The sequence below is a fragment of the Leptolyngbya sp. FACHB-8 genome, from assembly GCF_014695575.1.
Taxonomy (GTDB): Bacteria; Cyanobacteriota; Cyanobacteriia; order Elainellales; family Elainellaceae; genus Vacuolonema.
Window position 1 is genome coordinate 29,489 of record NZ_JACJOO010000068.1, and the last position, 17,626, is coordinate 47,114.

The 17,626-nt window shown below is 51.9% G+C and carries 13 protein-coding genes and 2 tRNA genes; 12 read left to right on the forward strand and 3 right to left on the reverse strand.

The window, feature by feature from the left end; all coding sequences use genetic code 11:
- Positions 1–17: 17 nt before the first annotated feature.
- Positions 18–605 carry a leucyl/phenylalanyl-tRNA--protein transferase gene (gene aat, locus H6F91_RS18140; RefSeq protein WP_190773358.1) on the reverse strand — a complete coding sequence of 196 codons (588 nt, stop codon included), beginning with the start codon at positions 603–605 and terminating at the stop codon, positions 18–20.
- Between the two features lie 189 nt (positions 606–794).
- Here aat and H6F91_RS18145 point away from each other — a divergent pair, with 189 nt between their 5' ends.
- The 5 genes from H6F91_RS18145 to metK all read left to right on the forward strand — a co-directional run bounded on the left by H6F91_RS18145 (position 795) and on the right by metK (position 6,620).
- Complete coding sequence (locus tag H6F91_RS18145; RefSeq protein ID WP_190773357.1) at positions 795–1,124, forward strand: hypothetical protein; 330 nt, start codon at positions 795–797, stop codon at positions 1,122–1,124.
- Positions 1,125–1,467: 343 nt separating this feature from the next.
- The gene (locus H6F91_RS18150; protein ID WP_190773356.1) at positions 1,468–2,220 is read left to right on the forward strand and encodes a response regulator transcription factor; all 753 of its coding nucleotides are present in this window, start codon (positions 1,468–1,470) and stop codon (positions 2,218–2,220) included.
- A 9-nt stretch (positions 2,221–2,229) separates the two neighbouring features.
- Complete coding sequence (locus H6F91_RS18155) at positions 2,230–3,573, forward strand: ATP-binding protein (protein ID WP_347280058.1); 1,344 nt, start codon at positions 2,230–2,232, stop codon at positions 3,571–3,573.
- Between the two features lie 172 nt (positions 3,574–3,745).
- Positions 3,746–4,486, forward strand: a complete 741-nt coding sequence (locus H6F91_RS18160) for an HAD family hydrolase (protein WP_190773355.1) — start codon at positions 3,746–3,748, stop codon at positions 4,484–4,486.
- Between the two features lie 871 nt (positions 4,487–5,357).
- Positions 5,358–6,620 (forward strand): methionine adenosyltransferase, encoded by a 1,263-nt coding sequence (gene metK, locus H6F91_RS18165; RefSeq protein WP_190773354.1) that lies wholly within the window; start codon positions 5,358–5,360, stop codon positions 6,618–6,620.
- Between the two features lie 225 nt (positions 6,621–6,845).
- Here metK and H6F91_RS18170 read toward each other — a convergent pair whose 3' ends face one another.
- Complete coding sequence (locus H6F91_RS18170; RefSeq protein WP_190773353.1) at positions 6,846–8,156, reverse strand: pentapeptide repeat-containing protein; 1,311 nt, start codon at positions 8,154–8,156, stop codon at positions 6,846–6,848.
- 583 nt (positions 8,157–8,739) lie between these two features.
- Between H6F91_RS18170 and H6F91_RS18175 the strand changes: the two genes are divergently transcribed.
- From H6F91_RS18175 to fba, 5 genes are all read left to right on the forward strand, one after another.
- Positions 8,740–11,037, forward strand: coding sequence for a CapA family protein (locus tag H6F91_RS18175; protein ID WP_199307907.1), 2,298 nt, complete (start codon positions 8,740–8,742; stop codon positions 11,035–11,037).
- 13 nt (positions 11,038–11,050) lie between these two features.
- Positions 11,051–11,923 carry an aldose epimerase gene (locus tag H6F91_RS18180; RefSeq protein WP_190773352.1) on the forward strand — a complete coding sequence of 291 codons (873 nt, stop codon included), beginning with the start codon at positions 11,051–11,053 and terminating at the stop codon, positions 11,921–11,923.
- Between the two features lie 263 nt (positions 11,924–12,186).
- A tRNA-Lys gene (locus tag H6F91_RS18185) sits at positions 12,187–12,258 on the forward strand.
- Between the two features lie 81 nt (positions 12,259–12,339).
- Positions 12,340–12,411: transfer RNA gene (locus H6F91_RS18190), tRNA-Lys, on the forward strand.
- Positions 12,412–12,844: 433 nt separating this feature from the next.
- Positions 12,845–13,927 carry a class II fructose-bisphosphate aldolase gene (gene fba, locus H6F91_RS18195; RefSeq protein ID WP_190773351.1) on the forward strand — a complete coding sequence of 361 codons (1,083 nt, stop codon included), beginning with the start codon at positions 12,845–12,847 and terminating at the stop codon, positions 13,925–13,927.
- Between the two features lie 137 nt (positions 13,928–14,064).
- Here fba and H6F91_RS18200 read toward each other — a convergent pair whose 3' ends face one another.
- Positions 14,065–14,604: a GNAT family N-acetyltransferase gene (locus tag H6F91_RS18200; RefSeq protein ID WP_190773350.1), complete on the reverse strand. Its 540-nt coding sequence runs from the start codon at positions 14,602–14,604 to the stop codon at positions 14,065–14,067.
- Between the two features lie 289 nt (positions 14,605–14,893).
- Here H6F91_RS18200 and H6F91_RS18205 point away from each other — a divergent pair, with 289 nt between their 5' ends.
- Positions 14,894–16,018 (forward strand): geranylgeranyl reductase family protein, encoded by a 1,125-nt coding sequence (locus H6F91_RS18205; protein WP_190773349.1) that lies wholly within the window; start codon positions 14,894–14,896, stop codon positions 16,016–16,018.
- Positions 16,019–16,394: 376 nt separating this feature from the next.
- Positions 16,395–17,597 (forward strand): argininosuccinate synthase, encoded by a 1,203-nt coding sequence (locus H6F91_RS18210; protein WP_190773348.1) that lies wholly within the window; start codon positions 16,395–16,397, stop codon positions 17,595–17,597.
- The last annotated feature ends 29 nt before the right edge of the window (positions 17,598–17,626 follow it).

The following is a 17,626-nucleotide window of genomic DNA, read 5'->3' on the forward strand; positions in this document are numbered from 1 at the left end:
TATCATGGCCCCCAAATTCAACAAAACTTTTTCGGCTGCTTCAATGCCGTTTTCAACAACTGTCCGTACTCTTTGTTGTTCACAATGTAGGCCCCAAAGCGTTCCAAATGAGGGTTCATCATTTGAGCATCGAAGAGAACGAACTGGCGCGATCGCAACCATTCCACCAGCTTCACTAACGCCACCTTTGAGCCTTCAGGTATGCGATAGAACATCGACTCCCCAATAAACGCGCCACCAATGACGAGACCAAGGACGCCGCCTGCCAGTTCATCTCCCTGCCAGGTTTCGAAACTGTGGGCAATACCGGCTCGGTGCAAATCCCAGTAAATTTCCTTCAGTTCATCTGAAATCCAGGTGGACTCGCGATCGGCACAACCTTCCACCACAGCGGAGAAGTCACGATCGATGGCAACCTGAAACCGTTCCTGGTTAAGGGCACGGCGGAGCGATCGCGGATAGCGAAAGCGTTCATCCAAGGGAATCAGCGTGCGTTCTCGGCTACTGTACCAGCCCAGGTTACGGCCTGTTTCGTCTGCCATGAGGAAGTAGCCACGGGCATAGTTCTGCACGATGATGGCGATATCGTAACGACTCGAAATCATTGCAATCCACAACGAGAGGCTAGGGAGTGATTTAAGGCTGGCTGTAGGAATGGTTGCTTTTGTGCGCGGTTTGCGTAGACAAAACAACTTCGAAGACAGAGGCTAGCTTCTCCAGGGTGGCATAGACTCCGGGATTTCGTACAATGCTGATCACTCGTACGTACTGGCCTCATCGTTAAGGTGCTCCTTATGGTAGAACCCATTCAACCGATTACCTTACCCCCCGCCACCAATGCCCCTCAAGAGGGGATTTGGCTTCAGCAATCCCTGCATCGCTGGCTCGATGATGAGTTTATCCCAGAGGCCGTCAACGCCTCCATTGCCGAACGGGCTGCCCAGGTCTACGTCAGACAACGGTTGGAAGGGGAAAACGATCTAGGTTCCCTTGTGATTGCACTGGTCACAGAGATGCAGGGATTTGATTTCTCCCGTAGCTTCTTTAGTGAATTTGCGGTAGCGAACGCTGTCAGTGAACTGTTATTAGACAGTTTAGGTATCGATCGATGCTGCGGGCAGTAACTGCTGTTACTGCGTTTTTCAGGTTGTGAAGTAACAAGAGATGGATGTGGGATAAAGCTGCACATCTACTTATGCCCTATAAATCGAAACGGGTTATAGGGTTTTTCCAAAACCTTACTTTGGGTATATAAAAGTTGCGCATAGTAACCTCAAAAAACTTAAGATCGGAGTAACAATCTATTGACGAAGACAACATTCTGTGGAGGCTGTTACTCCACTTTTACAGGTTTCTAAAAACCGGATAAAAATAACGAAAAGGATAGTTGTGAATGAATTGTCCTTTGATAGAATCGGCATAAATCGCGTCAAATGTAATCTTCACAACATTCCCGAGCATTAATTTATGTTGACCCTTGAGGCGGCTAATCCCTTTCAACCAGCTCTGACCCTGGGACGTGTTCTTGTGGTTGAAGATGAGGATGTGATACGCGATACCATCGCCCTTGCCCTTCAGGAAGAAGGGTACGAAGTGTTCGTGGCCGAAGATGGGCGGAGCGCCATGGACATTGTGTGCCATCCCGGTGAGGATTCAGGTAAAACGTCGATTGATCTGGTCATCCTCGATCTGATGCTGCCCTACGTCAATGGGTTAGATCTGTGCCGCCTCATCCGTAATCAGGGAAACCGAGTCCCTATTCTGATGCTCAGTGCTAAGGGCAGCGAGACTGACCGAGTGGTTGGTCTGGAAGTGGGTGCAGATGATTATTTGACCAAGCCCTTCGGCATGAAAGAGTTAGTCGCTCGGTGTCGGGCGTTGTTGCGCCGACATCGTTATGTCGAGCCGACTGCCTCAGAGGAGCGGGCTTTGCGTTTTCAGGACATTATCCTCTATCCTCAAGAGTGTCGGGTGCTCGTACGGGGCGAAGAGATTAACCTTTCCCCGAAAGAGTTCCGCATCCTGGAGTTGTTCATGACTCACCAACGGCGCGTATGGTCTCGGGAGCAACTCATCGAGCGCATCTGGGGCCCCGACTTTATGGGGGATAGCAAAACCGTTGATGTGCATATCCGCTGGTTACGGGAGAAACTAGAACAAGACCCCAGCCGGCCTGAATATTTGACGACAGTACGCGGGTTCGGCTATCGCTTTGGCTGAGGCTCAAATGTGTTGATCGGGATAATCGACTTTTTGCTAGGCCTATCCGTTGGCATTGCTCTGTTTTTATGGCAGCGATCGCGGCTCCTCCGACGGCTCCAAGGCTTGTTACGAGAAGTTCGACTTTCCCCCAATACCGATAACATCTATGGCACGGCTACCCAAATGGCTCTGGCCATTACACGGCAGCAGCGCATTCAAGCCAGTTTAAGTGAGCAAGTCGAACAGTACCGAACGATTCTGAATGGAGCCCCCATTGGGTATCTCCAACTGGATGACGAGAATCGTCTGGTTTGGTGTAACAATCAGGCGCGCTTGCTCTTGGGTATCCAACAATCCCCTGAAAATGCCCCTCGGTTATTGCTAGAGGTCGTGCGCTCCTATGAATTGGATGAATTGGTAGAGCAAACCCGCGAAACTCGACAGCCCTGCCAGCAAGATTGGACTTTCTATCCCGTTAGTCCCGATCCAAACCAACTCTCGCGTCAATTTGGGCAAACCTTGCGGGGTATTGGCTATCCCCTCAGCGATAATCAGGTGGGGATTTTTCTGGAGAGTCGTGCTGAGGCAGAGTTATTGAAACAGCAGCGCGATCGCTGGGCCTCCGATGTTGCCCACGAGCTAAAAACTCCGCTGACCTCGATTCGACTGGTGGCTGAGACCTTACAGAGCCGCGTTGAGCCGTCCTTGCAAGGATGGGTGACTCGGCTACTCAACGAAACCATTCGGCTCTCCAACCTGGTACAGGATTTATTGGATCTCGCCCAGCTGGAGCGTAGCCTACCAGAATCCCTTGCAGCCGACACCGTTCAATTACCCGAACTCATTCAGTCGGCCTGGTTAAACCTGGAGCCATTGAGCCGCAAAAAACAGGTGCAACTTGACTACAAAGGCCCTACCCACTTTACGGTTCATCTAGATCAGGCCCGGATGTACCGAGTGCTCATTAACCTATTAGATAACAGTATTAAGTTCAGCCCTCCTCTAAGCACTGTACAGGTCACCCTGCAACAGGAAGCCTCTACTGAAGAAGCACCGGATGGCTGGATAGTGCTACAGGTTATTGATGCAGGTCCCGGCTTTCCGGAAGAAGATTTGCCGTTTGTGTTTGAACGGTTTTATAAAGCTGACCCGTCGCGTTCGCGCAAATCTCTCCACTCCTCGCCCTACGCAAACAGCAGCAGCCCCTCTACTAATGACCCTGAGATTCAGGAATTGCAACGGCGAAATAGCACAGGCTTGGGATTAGCGATTGTGCGGCAGATTGTTGAAGCCCATCGGGGCCAAGTCTCCGCCCAAAACCATCCCCAAACTGGTGGAGCCTGGTTAACGGTCCGACTACCACAGGTTTAGCCTTAGACACGTGAATTTTACAAACACCTGCGTCCACCTTCTAATTTAGAATCACAAATCAAACAATCTGTCATTTTTTTTGTAGGAGTGGGGGCAAAGCCATCACTCCTACAAAGGTTAAATGCAGGATCCTTAGCAATCACTACGCACAACGCGATAAGGAGAAAAGCTCTTGGTTACGATTCGGTGCCGTAATACGCAGTTTTCAAATATTGCTGCGGTTGTCTTTGATAAGGACGGTACTCTGGCAGATGTTGAGAGGTATTTGCGATCGCTCACCCTGCGACGCTGTCAATTGCTCAATGAGGAGCTTCCGGGTCTAAAAGATCCCCTCCTGCGAGCCTTTGGGGTTGAGGGCGATCGCCTGAACCCGGCCGGCTTGATGGCAGTTGGCTCTCGTCGTGAGAATGAAATTGCTGCTGCGGCCTATGTCACAGCTACAGGTTGTCCCTGGCTAGACTCCTTACGTCTGGTACAGCGCTGCTTTCGTCAGTCTGATCAGGACTTAGCCCACCGCGCCTCCCAAACCCCTCCGTTGCTGGGTATTCCAGCGCTGATTCAGCAACTCGCAGACGCCGGGCTCAAGCTAGCTGTGTTGTCCTCTGATACGCCCCCCAATATTCGCGACTTTCTAGAAACCTATCAGCTTCATGCCTACTTTCAGGTACTGGGAGGCGCGGAACCAGGCAAACCTGAAAAGCCTGACCCTACCCTGCTCGACACGATCTGTGAACAGCTCGCGGTTACTCCAGTCCAAACGATCATGATTGGTGATGCTCAGGGTGATTTAGCGATGGCGGCAGCATTAGGAGCCGGAGCTATTGGGGTACGATGGGGTTGGCCAGGCTTCCCACCCCCTTTAGAAGGAACTGTGGTCGTGGATCGGCCTGAGGAAATTGAAGTTGTGGGATAGGGCGATCGCATCAACCCGGTTGAGTCTCCAGTTAGCACCGTTTAGCCAGCGAATAAGGCGGGAGTAAAGCGTTGTTGTTCCATATACAATTCGCTTTACAATTCCTTCACCTGGAATCATTTTTTTGCGGGTTTTGCGCTCAAGTGAGTTCTATAAGCTGCAAAACACTCTCAGGAGAAGCATTTCAAAATTTGACAGATAACGTTAGGTGAGGATTTAACCGGGAAAACTCAGGACACAGTACCGGGAGGATTTGCACGAACCTTGAAAATTCCACAACCGTTTAGCTAGGTGTCAGCAGTAAAAACGACTACACATAACACCTCTGCTACGGCCAGGGCCATTCTTCGATAACGGCTGTCACGTATCATGGTTCTTTAGACAAGGGGATTCTGTTGCGCTCAGCGCCCTCTAAATAACGATTCATATTTCGCTGTATTGAACTAGTAGGCTGCGGCCTAAGTTCGCAACCTATGTTTTGTGTAGGGTGCTTCGCACCCCACACAAAACATAGGTGATGGATTTCCAGCCTCAGCGTACTAGTAGTTCTTCATGCCGCTTTGCGCACGAAAAAACACCCCTTCTAACGAGCTTTAAAACACGTCCTTGTTAGAAAAGGTTTTTGGAGTTTGGCAGAAAGCAGACGCCAAGCAGGGGATGACTCATCAAGTGGCATAGCGCGACAGTGCAAGTGCAAACAAGCATGTATCAAAAAATACAATAATTATTTTTAGATAGAAATTTATAAACTATTTTAATGAGGCTTCATGGTGTCTTCATACCTAGCCAATCCGATCCCGATCTATGCTAAATTCCCTGAATTAGTTAAAGACGTGCAACGCAAACCCATCGTTGAGCAGAGGTCAGTCCCTTGTCCCGTCGATATCTTTTTACCTCCGAGTCGGTTACGGAAGGACATCCCGATAAAATTTGCGATCAGATTTCAGATACTATCCTGGACGCATTATTAACCCAGGACCCTCGTAGTCGTGTGGCAGCTGAAGTCGTCGTTAATACGGGTCTCGTGCTGCTAACTGGCGAAATTTCTTCCAGCGCGACCGTTAACTTTGTCGATCTGGTACGCAAGAAGATTACTGAGATTGGCTATGTCGATGCTGGCAACGGCTTCTCTGCAGAAAGCTGCTCCGTCCTGGTCGCCCTAGATGCTCAATCTCCGGACATTGCTCAGGGGGTAAACCAGGCCCACGAGCAACGGGCACAATCCAGCGATGAGGAATTGGATGCGATCGGAGCAGGCGACCAGGGTTTGATGTTTGGCTATGCCTGCAACGAAACTCCTGAATTGATGCCTCTGCCTATTAGCTTGGCGCACCGCGTTTCCCGGCAACTATCGGTAGTCCGGAAGAATGGAACGCTCCCCTACCTCTGCCCCGATGGGAAAACTCAGGTAACAGTAGCCTATGAAGATGGCAAGCCCGTCGGCATTGACACCATTCTAATTTCCACCCAGCACACAGCAACAATCGGCGACATCACTGATCCTGCCGCTGTGCAAGAACAAATCCGCAAGGATCTGTGGACGGCTGTAGTACAACCTGTGTTCGCAGACATTGCCATTCAACCCGATTCAGAGACCCGGTTCCTGGTCAACCCCACTGGCAAGTTCGTGATCGGGGGCCCTCAGGGTGACGCTGGTTTAACCGGACGGAAAATCATCGTTGATACCTATGGAGGTTACTCCCGTCATGGTGGTGGTGCCTTTTCAGGTAAGGATCCCACAAAGGTTGACCGTAGTGCCGCCTATGTTGCCCGCTATGTGGCCAAGAACATTGTCGCTGCAGGCCTAGCCGAGAAGTGCGAAGTACAACTCAGCTATGCCATCGGGGTTGCCCGTCCAGTAAGCGTCATGGTAGATACCTTTGGTACAGGCACCGTATCTGATGAGCGATTGCTGGAGCTGGTTCAGGCTAACTTCGAGATGCGCCCGGCTGGCATTATCCAAACCTTCAATCTGACCCATCTACCCGCTGAACGGGGTGGCCGCTTCTATCAAGATGTGGCTGCCTATGGTCACTTCGGTCGCCCAGATCTAGATTTGCCCTGGGAACAGACTGACAAGGCTGAGTTGCTGAAAGAGACAGCAGGCCGTGTATTGACAAGCGTTCTGAATTAACGATCACAGTGAAAAAGAGGGGATGCATCCCCTCTTTTTCAAGAGAGGTGCGTGATGCAAAGCATCGCGCACCTCCTACTTTCTATAGCCTCTTTTAAAGAACTACGCTCCTTGTGGCTCTTTAAAAATAAACTTCCTGTTTCTAACGAAAGACCGATGTGGGTAGGGCGTGTGCGTACCCTCCCCACATCGGTCTTTCGTTAAATTCTAGGAACGTAACGCTTATTAACGCCCCAGGCGATTGGGAATACCTTCGCAACCCCCGGGGATAGTTTCTCGGGTCTTGGAACCACACCAGGCACAGCAGTAACGGCGCTGCTCCTCAGACATACGCTTGGCGTCTGTGAAGTCTACCCCTTCAACTACGGCACCCGTATATTCGCCCGTCGTGTAATTGGGAAAGGTACTGCGGCTGCGGGGAGTAGCTTGCTCTAAGGTGCCATAGAACAAACGAACCCCCTGCAGATCGGCCCCAGACAAATCGGCGTCTACCAGGATCGTGCGGGCCAGGTTAGCTTTAACCAGGTCACAATGGCGCAGGTTAGCTCGAATCAGATTGGCTTCACTCAGGTCAACCCAGCGTAGGTCGGTACCCTCCAGGTTTACGCCGGTGAGGATGATTCCCAGATCAATGACTCGCATGCCATCATCCCGGTCCTCCTCGTACCCCCCGGAGCCGTCAAGGATAGCGCGCCCCAGGAGGCGATCGCGCTTCAGAGGTGTCAGTAACTTCGAACGCGAGAGAAATCGCAATACCTTTGCTTTCCCTACGGCATCGACACTACTGAGAATAGAAGCGGTGCGGGCTTCGGCGATCGCCCGCTCCTGGGGCCAATCCTCCAGCAACCCTTCGTCATCCAGTACAAGCTCTGAAATTCCTTGAAAGAAGGAATCAATGGTTTGCTGCTGGGTAATCAAATTCTGCTGAATAGTCAGATCTCGTGAAATGATGTACTGCCGCCAAGCCACATAAACCGCCAGGACAGCAATCAAAATTTGCCCTACGGCACCGATCACCTCGCCCGTAGCCCCAATCGCGTCCCAACTCAGACTGAGATACCAGGTTCCCAGAGCCTGCCCTGCTCCGGTAAATCGCAACAGGCTGATAATGGCGACAACCAGGCCAATGATGGCCAACAGCGTCACACGCTGCCGCGCAGACAACAGCTCATTCAATGCCGCACGAATATCCAGCCAGAGCACCCGCCCCGTGAGAATGAGCAGCACAATGGCGGCGGTAATTCCCATCCAGGCCAGATCAAAGATAAGACTTGTAATACCCAGGGCGATCGCTGTCAAAAAGACCAGCGCAATGGGGGGCTGGGTTGTATTGTCAAACGGCTTACGGCGACCACCACCGGGCTCGGCATAGCCAACGCTCTGTAATTCATCGACAGAGCCACGTTGGGGGGTCATGGGAAATTCGTCATCAGGCTCAATATTGAGCCAGGGTTTTGTAGGAGCGATCGCCCCATTATCGCTGCTGGGGCGCGCAGTGGAAGAATTAGGGTTTGAAGGGCTTGGCTCTGGAGTCATGGACGATAAGAGTATTGAGGGAAGCACAGATATAGGCAGGCAGCCAATCCAGTCACCCGTGATGTTTTGTAAACGCGTTGGCTACGCTAGCACTCTCACATTATCCTGTCGTGATCCGAAGAGCATGGCTCCTTCTGGTTGAAGGATAGGCACGTGCCCCGATTATGCTGCCTGCCTGAACAAAACTCAATGATAGATACAGTGCCGAGCCTAATGCTTCGGGATTGAGACATAGGCTGACTCTAAAACTGGAGACAAGATCCAGAAGATCGCAAACATTAAGGGTACTCAGAGCCTTAAATTCTTGAGGAATCCGGGAGTTTAGCAGCCACTGGTTTTTATGCGGTACATAGCGCTGTACTTAACGAACTTGCACATTGCTATGAAGTGAGCAATGCCAGATTTACACCTCACAAAGCTTAGAAATTCTAAAAATTGGTCTAAAGCCTGGGTAGAAAAGGAAAACAGTTGCTTCGTAGGGGGTTTCCTGAGGTAAACTTTGGGAAAATTTCTAACGAGAACAAACGTAGAGCCACAGAACATAGGCTGTTGGCTCACACCTGGGGAGTGAACACGGTATCTTATGGACTACCTGGAACATGTATCGCAGCCTTCGACCGTTCAAATGGCACGGTTGGGAGATTTTCGAGCGATCGCCTACTGGCTCAACGCCTGCCTGGTGCCGCAGGGAATCTACGCTCGGGTTGCCGCAGATCGCCCTGGCGTTCTGCTGGTTCTGCTAGAGTTCATGCGACTGCCTCGACGGGATTGCCTTAATAGCATTGTCTGCCACCGCCTCTGCCGCCTCAATTCAAAGGTGATTCGTGGTGTTCGCATTCTGGCAAGATTTGCGGATGATCCCGAAGTTTTATGGGATACGTCTGTCCGTCTGGTGATACCGGCTCACCGCAAAAAAGCCCTGCGTTCTTCTCGACGTTCTCGTCCCCAACGACATTCCGCCCCTCGCTCCCACCCTCCCAAACAGCCCGCTCCCGCAGCCCAAAACCGAGCTAAAGATTTACGCCGAATTCAGGCGCTCATCTCGGATACCCCTGCCGCGAAGCCCCTACCCGCACCCCCGAAAGTGGCCACCTTGCCACCCGCGCGTCAGCCTGCCCCGGCCCCTCGCCGTCGCCGTCGTGTGACTCCGCCGCCCCCTGCCCTGCGCATTACCCCCAAGTTTTTGCAACGGATTAGCAGTGCCGCTGCCGCTATTTTTGTGCTGGGGTTGGGGTTGGAAACCTGGAAGCAGTTAGATGCAGGAGCAGTCATCAGTGACTGGATGAACAACCGCACCACCATTCGGACGGCGTCTGGACGTGTTCCTGTAATTGAAGGTGGGCGTAATTCTAACAACCCGATTGTGACGCTCACCTTCGCCGGAGGTGCCCCCATTTCGCCGGGTACGAAGCCCAAAACAAGTGCCTCTCAACCCGAGCGGCCAGCCGGCACGTCCCTCCCCCGCACCGCTCAAGGGGAAACGAGCCGCCCCACGACTGCATCTACCCAGGCATCAGAGTCCACCATCCCTCGGTCTCAGCGGCTCCTGCCTCGCTCGGATGTGATGCTTGCGAACTTGAACCAGCCGTTGGCGATCGCCAATCCCGACAATGCACCCACCAACCTCAAGAGCACAGACAGCACTAGCATTCGGCTGGTTAATGTGTCAGGCAAAGGCGTAGCCGGAGCAGGAGCTACCCAACTGGAAGAGACCCTGAAAAGCTTGCAGCAGGTTGGAGCCCACCCCGTGGGCGCAGGCCGTAACCGGCAGGAAGCACGCCGCCCTGACATTGTGGAGGTGCGAGGCAAGCGGATTGCGTACCTGGGCTATTCCGACGCGGATGATTTTGCGGCTGGGCGCTGGCGGCCTGGTACCAACCCCGCCTTCAAGGAGCAAATGGCCGAAGATATTGCTGCCATTCGCAATCAAGTTGATTGGGTCATTGTGAATTATCACTGGAGCCAGGATCTCGCCAGTTACCCAGCCGATTGGCAAACTCAAATGGCCCACTCTGCCATTGACCAGGGTGCAGATCTGGTGGTGGGTTACCATCCTGAGGTATTGCAAGGAGCTGAAATTTATAAAGGCCGCGTCATTGCCTACTCCCTGGGCAATTTCATCTTTGCTGACCAGCCCCAAAGCGCTCAAAGCAGTTATGATTCCGCTGTTTTGAAGGTGTCGTTGAAGGATGACCGGATGCGGTTAGAGTTTATCCCGGTTGAAGTGCAGGATAATCAGGCGGCGATCGCCACTGGGCAGAAAGCCAAAGACATTCTCACGTATATCGAACGCTCGTCGGCCCTATTCCCTCAGCCCATGAAGTCGCCCACCATCCTGGATCGACTGGCGCTGGATCCCAACAAGCCGGCACCTCCCTCAGAATTCAATCCTCCCGCAGAATCGAACGCCCAGCCCTCCCCCTCTCCTGATTCCTTCATCACCTATCCCAATGGAACGGAAGACACTCAGGAGGCTCCTCAAAAAGCAGTTCCTCAAGAGAATCTAGAGCCTCAAGCACCCACAGACGCTACGCCAACGTCCCAGGATCTGGAATCCAATAACTCAGAATCTAATAATCCAGAACCCAGTAGTCTAGAACCCCAGGAGGCTACCCCTGAGGCCCCAGAACCTAAGGTATTAGAGCCCGAAGCGATGCTGGTGCCCGAAACTACCCCAGAACCTGAGAATCTACCCACCGAGACTTCCATCCCTGAGGAGGTGACCGATACGGTGGAGAAGCCGATTGAGGCCATTGCCAAACCAGCACCAGAGCCCTCAGACCTGGCAAGCAACGATGTGAAACCAAAGAAGTTAGAGGCTGAGACGTGGGCCTCTCAGGACCAGCCCGCTGCGACCCCAACGGAGGAAGCGGCTTTGTAATTGGAGTTCTCCCGTGTTTTCGATTACAACAGAGCAGCGACAATACATCACCTACATCCTGCGAGATGAGCAAGCCCCCGCACGGTTGGAGGTGGTGCCCGAGCGGGGTGGTATTGTAACGCGGTGGTCGGTGGGCGATCGCGAACTCCTCTATCTCGATGAGGAACGGTTTGCAGACCCCAACCTCAGCATTCGGGGCGGTATTCCTATTTTGTTTCCGATTTGTGGCAATCTGCCGAATGATACCTACACCCACAACGGCCAGAGCTACAGCTTGAAACAGCATGGGTTTGCGCGGAATCTACCGTGGGCCGTGACCACGCAATCTACTGAAAATCAGGCATCCCTCACACTGGAACTGAATAGCTCTGAAGCAACCCGTGCCGTTTACCCCTTCGACTTTCAACTGCAATTCAGCTACCGGCTCCAGGGCATGACACTGGCGATTCACCAGGAGGTGACCAATCTCGGCCCAACTCCTATGCCGTTCTCCCTGGGACTGCACCCCTACTTCCAGGCAAGCGACAAGCGTGCGCTTCAGTTCGAAATTCCCTCGGCTGAATTTCGCTCCCAGCAAGACGGCCAGGTACAAGCCTTTGCCGGCAGCTTTGACCTGGAACAGCCGGAGATTGATGTGCTGTTCGGAGAGTTATCGAGGCAACAGGCCACAGTTGTAGACCCATCTCGGGGAACAAAACTAACCCTCGACTATACGGCTCCCTACACCATGCTGGTGTTCTGGACTCTTAAAGAGAAGGATTTTTACTGCCTGGAGCCCTGGACGGCGGCGAGAAATGCCCTGAATACAGGCGATCGCCTGATCAACCTCGATCCTGAAACAACCATTGGCACAACTGTGCGCCTCACAGCCTCAAGCCTGGCTTAACAATGCTCATAAAATTTGCTGACGATTAGAAGCCGCAGTTCTTGAAGAACTGCGGCTTCTATGGCCTATCAAGTCTTGAGGCGTGATAAAAAACACAGGACTTACGCATTTATGTTGTGGTGGGGTGCGAAGCACCCCACCACAACATAAATGCACTATGGATAGCAGGCTTGCGTAAGTCCTGAAACAGATTCTTTTAAAAATGTTAGTAAATATTTCCCCATTATGTTAGGTTAGTAATTGTGCCTGAAAGGCAAGTGAGCGGGTCGCTAGCTCAGCGGTAGAGCACTCGGCTTTTAACCGATTGGTCCTGGGTTCGAATCCCAGGCGACCCATCTTTCAGGAAAGCTCTTAAGAGGGGCGTTATGGCAACGCCATAATGTCTGAGGTTACCGACGCCTGAAAGGCAAGCGAGCGGGTCGCTAGCTCAGCGGTAGAGCACTCGGCTTTTAACCGATTGGTCCTGGGTTCGAATCCCAGGCGACCCATTTTTACATTTTTAATAAATAAAATTTTTCAGGATATAGGGTGTGCCCATAGAGCATCCAAAGTCTTGAAAATTTTTTAGTTTAGGCTCACTAAAACAACCTGTAATTCTTCGTGTGAGAGGGGATGCAAAACTGCCCCTCTCACACGAAGAATTACAGGTTATTCAACGCACGCTTCTTATGAACTGGCAAGACAGCTCATAAGTACCAAAAGCTTATCCGGCAAAGGGTTGAGGAATCTTACGAAAGAAGCTTCAACAAATTTAATGAAAGTCCATCTAAAGAATCAGAAAAACAAATAGTGATTTTTGCTTATTCTCCTGTTGAGATAGAGGGGTATCTCTGATTTAATGCGGCAAATTACCTTAAGATTATCCTAAGGATTGACTCTGCCTACTAAAACTAGCTCACCCGAAGTCCAGGAGGATTTTTTATGGCGCTTGTACCAATGCGGTTGTTGCTGGATCACGCAGCCGAAAACGGTTACGGCATCCCCGCATTCAACGTCAACAACATGGAGCAAATCCAGGCGATTATGCAGGCTGCCAACGAAACCGACAGCCCTGTGATCCTGCAAGCTTCTCGCGGCGCTCGTAACTATGCCGGTGAGAACTTCCTCCGTCACCTGATTCTGGCTGCGGTGGAAACCTACCCTCATATCCCCATCGTGATGCACCAGGATCACGGTAACGAGCCAGCAACCTGCTACTCCGCTCTGAAGAACAACTTCACCAGCGTCATGATGGACGGTTCTTTGGAAGCTGACGCTAAGACCCCCGCTAGCTACGAGTACAACGTGGCTGTTACCAGTGAAGTTGTGAAGGTAGCCCACGCTATTGGCGCTTCTGTTGAAGGCGAACTGGGTTGCCTGGGTTCTCTCGAAACTGGTAAAGGCGAAGCAGAAGACGGCCACGGCTTCGAGGGTGAGTTAGATCACTCCATGCTGCTGACCGACCCCGACGAAGCGGTAGACTTCGTTGAGCGGACTCAAGTGGATGCTCTGGCCGTTGCCATCGGCACCAGCCACGGCGCTTACAAGTTCACCCGTAAACCCACGGGTGAAATCCTGGCGATCAGCCGTATTGAGGAAATCCACAGCCGTCTGCCCAACACCCACCTGGTGATGCATGGTTCCTCCTCCGTTCCCGAAGATCTGATTGAGCTAATCAACCAGTACGGTGGAACGATTCCTGAAACCTATGGCGTACCCGTCGAGGAAATCCAAAAGGGTATTAAGAGCGGTGTTCGTAAAGTGAACATCGACACCGACAACCGTTTGGCGATCACCGCTGCGGTTCGGGAAGCTCTGGCTGCCAACACCAAAGAGTTTGACCCCCGCCACTTCCTGAAGCCTTCCATTAAGTACATGCAGAAAGTATGTGCGGATCGCTATGTGCAGTTCGGAACCGCCGGTCAAGCTAGCAAGATCAAGCAAGTTGGCATGGAGATCTTCGCTGCTAAGTATAAGAAAGGCGAACTGACTCAAACCAGCGTTAAGAGCGCTGTTAAGGTCTAGTCTCTAATTACTGCTCAGATTTCTGCATAAAGTTCTGACACAAGAGCCGGGCAATGCCCGGCTCTTTTCTCTATTGATGCCGTGTAAGGAGCACTTTACCCCGTTACACACAACCATTCATACGTCTGAAACACAACCTACGGCATGATAGTTTTCGGTACATCCTCGTCTCGGCGCTGTAAGTCCACCACCATTAGTAGATAAGGACGCGGATCCGGGGGCGTGTAGGGGTGAGATCGCACGAACCCTGCCTTCTCATAGGCCCGAATCGCAGCGGTATGATGTGCAGGCACTGCCCCTTTCACAAGGGGAATGGATGGATCACGGCGGAGTTCTCCCAGGAGCAGGCGTAATGCCCGTGGCCCAATGCGTTGCCCTAATCGAGGTGCCTCTCCAATTAGGAGGCTGACAGCGATAGATCCAGCCGGAATGTGATTTAAACGGGCTTTTGCCAGACTGTTCGCGGACGCCCGTTGCCAGTAGACGTAGCCTACTGCTTGCTCATCGACAGTAATGATCGCTTGCTGGTGAGAGGAGGGAGGTTTGAGCGCGATCGCCAAATGCCGTTCTGGATGTTTCCACCATTGTGCTACATGGGGAGCCAATAACCAGTTCTTCAACAATGCCTCATGCTGTCGGCCATCGAAAGATTCTAACGCCACACGACTCTGCATCATGGTGCTCCTTCCTGGGTCGGTATGAGTTTTGTACACCGGACTTGAGAGAGACAAGGGGCGATCGCTCTCGGGGCAACTCTATTCTCTCTCAAGGTAAGAAGTTTCCAATCGGTCGCTTCTGCTTTCACTTCTTAGGTAAGAGTGACACTGTGAGCATTACTCTTACCTAAGAAGTAGATATTTCTTGGCCCCTGTAAGAGCACAAAATCTCTCTATAAATCGGTAGACAGTTTTACCAAGCAACGATTATATAGAACAGAGCCATCACGTCAGGAGTGACTGTTCCACCATGTACGACTGCATTATTGTAGGCGCAGGACCAGCAGGAGGCAGTGCTGCCTACCACTTGGCAAAGCGCGGGCGATCGGTGCTACTGCTGGAAAAAGCTACCCTACCGCGTTACAAACCCTGCGGTGGCGGTGTCTCTCCTCAAGTGGCGGAGTGGTTTGACTTCGACTTTAGCCCGGCTATCTCTCTCAAAATTGACACCATTCGCTACACCTGGGACATGGAAGACCCGGTAGAAGCAAAGCTCGATTCTCTGCAACCTATCTGGATGGTACGTCGGGATGTTTTTGATCACTTTCTAGTCAAAAAAGCCCAGGAGCAGGGTGCAGAACTGAAAGATGGGACAGAAGTGACCAGCATCAGCTTCCAGTCCGATCATTGGCAGGTTAATACCGGAACCGATCAGTTTCATGGACGTTACCTGATAGCAGCTGACGGAGCCAAGGGTTTAATGTCCCGATGGCTGGGTTTTAAGGATCGCAAGCGCCGGATGGGCGGTGCTCTGGAAGTCGAGGCTGATGTACCCATCGAGCGGCCCGACACCGTTCACTTCGAGTTTGGCATGGTGAAGAACGGCTACATCTGGAACTTCCCGAAAGCGGATGGATATTCCATCGGCATAGGGGCCTTCCGAGGTGGAGAATCTCAGGATTTTAGAGCAATTCTTACAGAATATGCTGCCTCCTTTAAGGTTGACCTGAAGGAAACTCGGCAACATGGCCACCCCCTCTGCCTCTGGGATGGCGATCAAGTTTTGCATACTCAAAATGCGCTTTTAGCTGGGGAAGCCGCTTGTGTGGTGGACCCAATGACGGCAGAAGGCATTCGTCCGTCAATCTTTACAGGGGTGAAGGCAGCGGAGGCGATTGACCGGGCTGTAGGGGGCGATCGCAACGCTTTAGAAAACTATACGGCTATCATTCAACAGGAGTGGGGCCGAGAAATGGCCTGGGCCCAAAAGCTAGCTGGCGCGTTCTACAAGGTTCCCAAGATTGGGTACAAGCTGGGAATTAAACGCCCGTCAGCCACCCAGCGGATGGCGGAAATTCTTGCTGGCAAAGTAACCTATGGAGATGTAGCGAATCGGGCTATTCGTCGACTAACAGCTGGTTTAATCTCAGGCTAGATTTTTATAAGAGCAATACAGAGTGGGCGGCGCGTAATGCGGTGCCCACTCTGTATTGCTCTTATAAAAATCTGCGCAATCTGGTAGGACAAGTTTATTAGACCTCCTGCATAAAGCGGGTTTTGAGGGCGTGCGTTGCCCAGCTTTGCTGCGCAACGATTCACGCAGGAATTTTGTTTTGAAAAGCTTTGCTCATCAAGGCTTTTCAAAAACAAAATTCCTGGTTCTGAGCGCGCAGCGCTATAAAAGTGAGCCTTGCTATATTTCTTTCACGAAGCTGTGACAATTTCGTTTTATCTGTCCGTACTTGGTGAACAGAATTTGTGCCAATTCATTTGATAATGGGAAGGTTGTATTTCTCTCAGGTTCAGGTATCATGGGTCGCGCCGAAAAGGTCGTACTGGCATATTCGGGTGGGGTGGACACCTCCGTTTGTATTCCCTATCTCAAAGAAGAGTGGGGTGTGAAAGAAGTGATTACCCTGGCGGCAGATCTGGGTCAGGGAGAAGAATTAGGACCTATTCAGAAGAAAGCCGAAGATTCTGGGGCATCTATTTCGTTGGTTGCGGATGCCAAAGCGGACTTCATTAAGGACTACGCATTCCCTGCGATCCAGGCGAACGCTCTGTACGAGAACCGCTATCCTCTTTCAACAGCTCTAGCCCGTCCTTTGATCGCAAAGCTGTTGGTAGAGGCCGCCGAAAAGTACGGTGCCGATGCCGTAGCTCATGGTTGCACGGGTAAAGGAAACGACCAGGTGCGCTTTGACGTATCCATCGCGGCCCTTAACCCTAACCTGAAGGTACTCGCCCCCGCACGGGAATGGGGTATGAGCCGGGAGCAAACCATTGCGTATGGTGAGCAGTTTGGCATTCCGGCTCCTGTTAAGAAATCGTCTCCTTACAGCATTGACCGCAACTTACTGGGCCGCAGTATTGAAGCTGGTCCCTTAGAAGACCCCTGGACAGAGCCTCTGGAAGAAATTTATGCGATGACGAAGGCGATCGCCGACACCCCCAACGAGCCCGACTATATCGAGATTGGCTTCGAGCGTGGCATTCCCGTCAGCCTGAATGGCCAGTTCTTAGCACCACTGGATCTGGTAGGTCAGTTGAATGAGCATGTGGGTAACCATGGCGTCGGCCGCATCGACATGGTTGAAAACCGTCTCGTAGGGATTAAATCTCGCGAGATTTATGAAGCTCCCGCTCTGCTGGTGCTAATCCAGGCGCACCGCGATCTGGAAAGCTTAACTCTGACAGCCGATGTTAGCCACTACAAGCGTGGTATCGAAGAAACCTATTCTCAGTTGGTGTACAACGGCCTCTGGTATAGCCCCCTAAAGGGTGCACTGGACGCCTTTGTTCAACAAACCCAGGAGCGGGTTTCGGGTACGGTGCGAGTGAAGCTGTTTAAGGGCAATGCCACCATTGTCGGTCGTAAGTCTGAAACATCTCTCTACACCCCTGACCTGGCAACCTATGGTGCTGAGGATCAATTCGATCACAAGGCCGCCGAAGGCTTCATCTACGTCTGGGGCCTACCCACCCGTGTATGGTCTGAAAAGATGCGAGGCTAAACCTATTGGGAAGATGTATTTTTCGTATC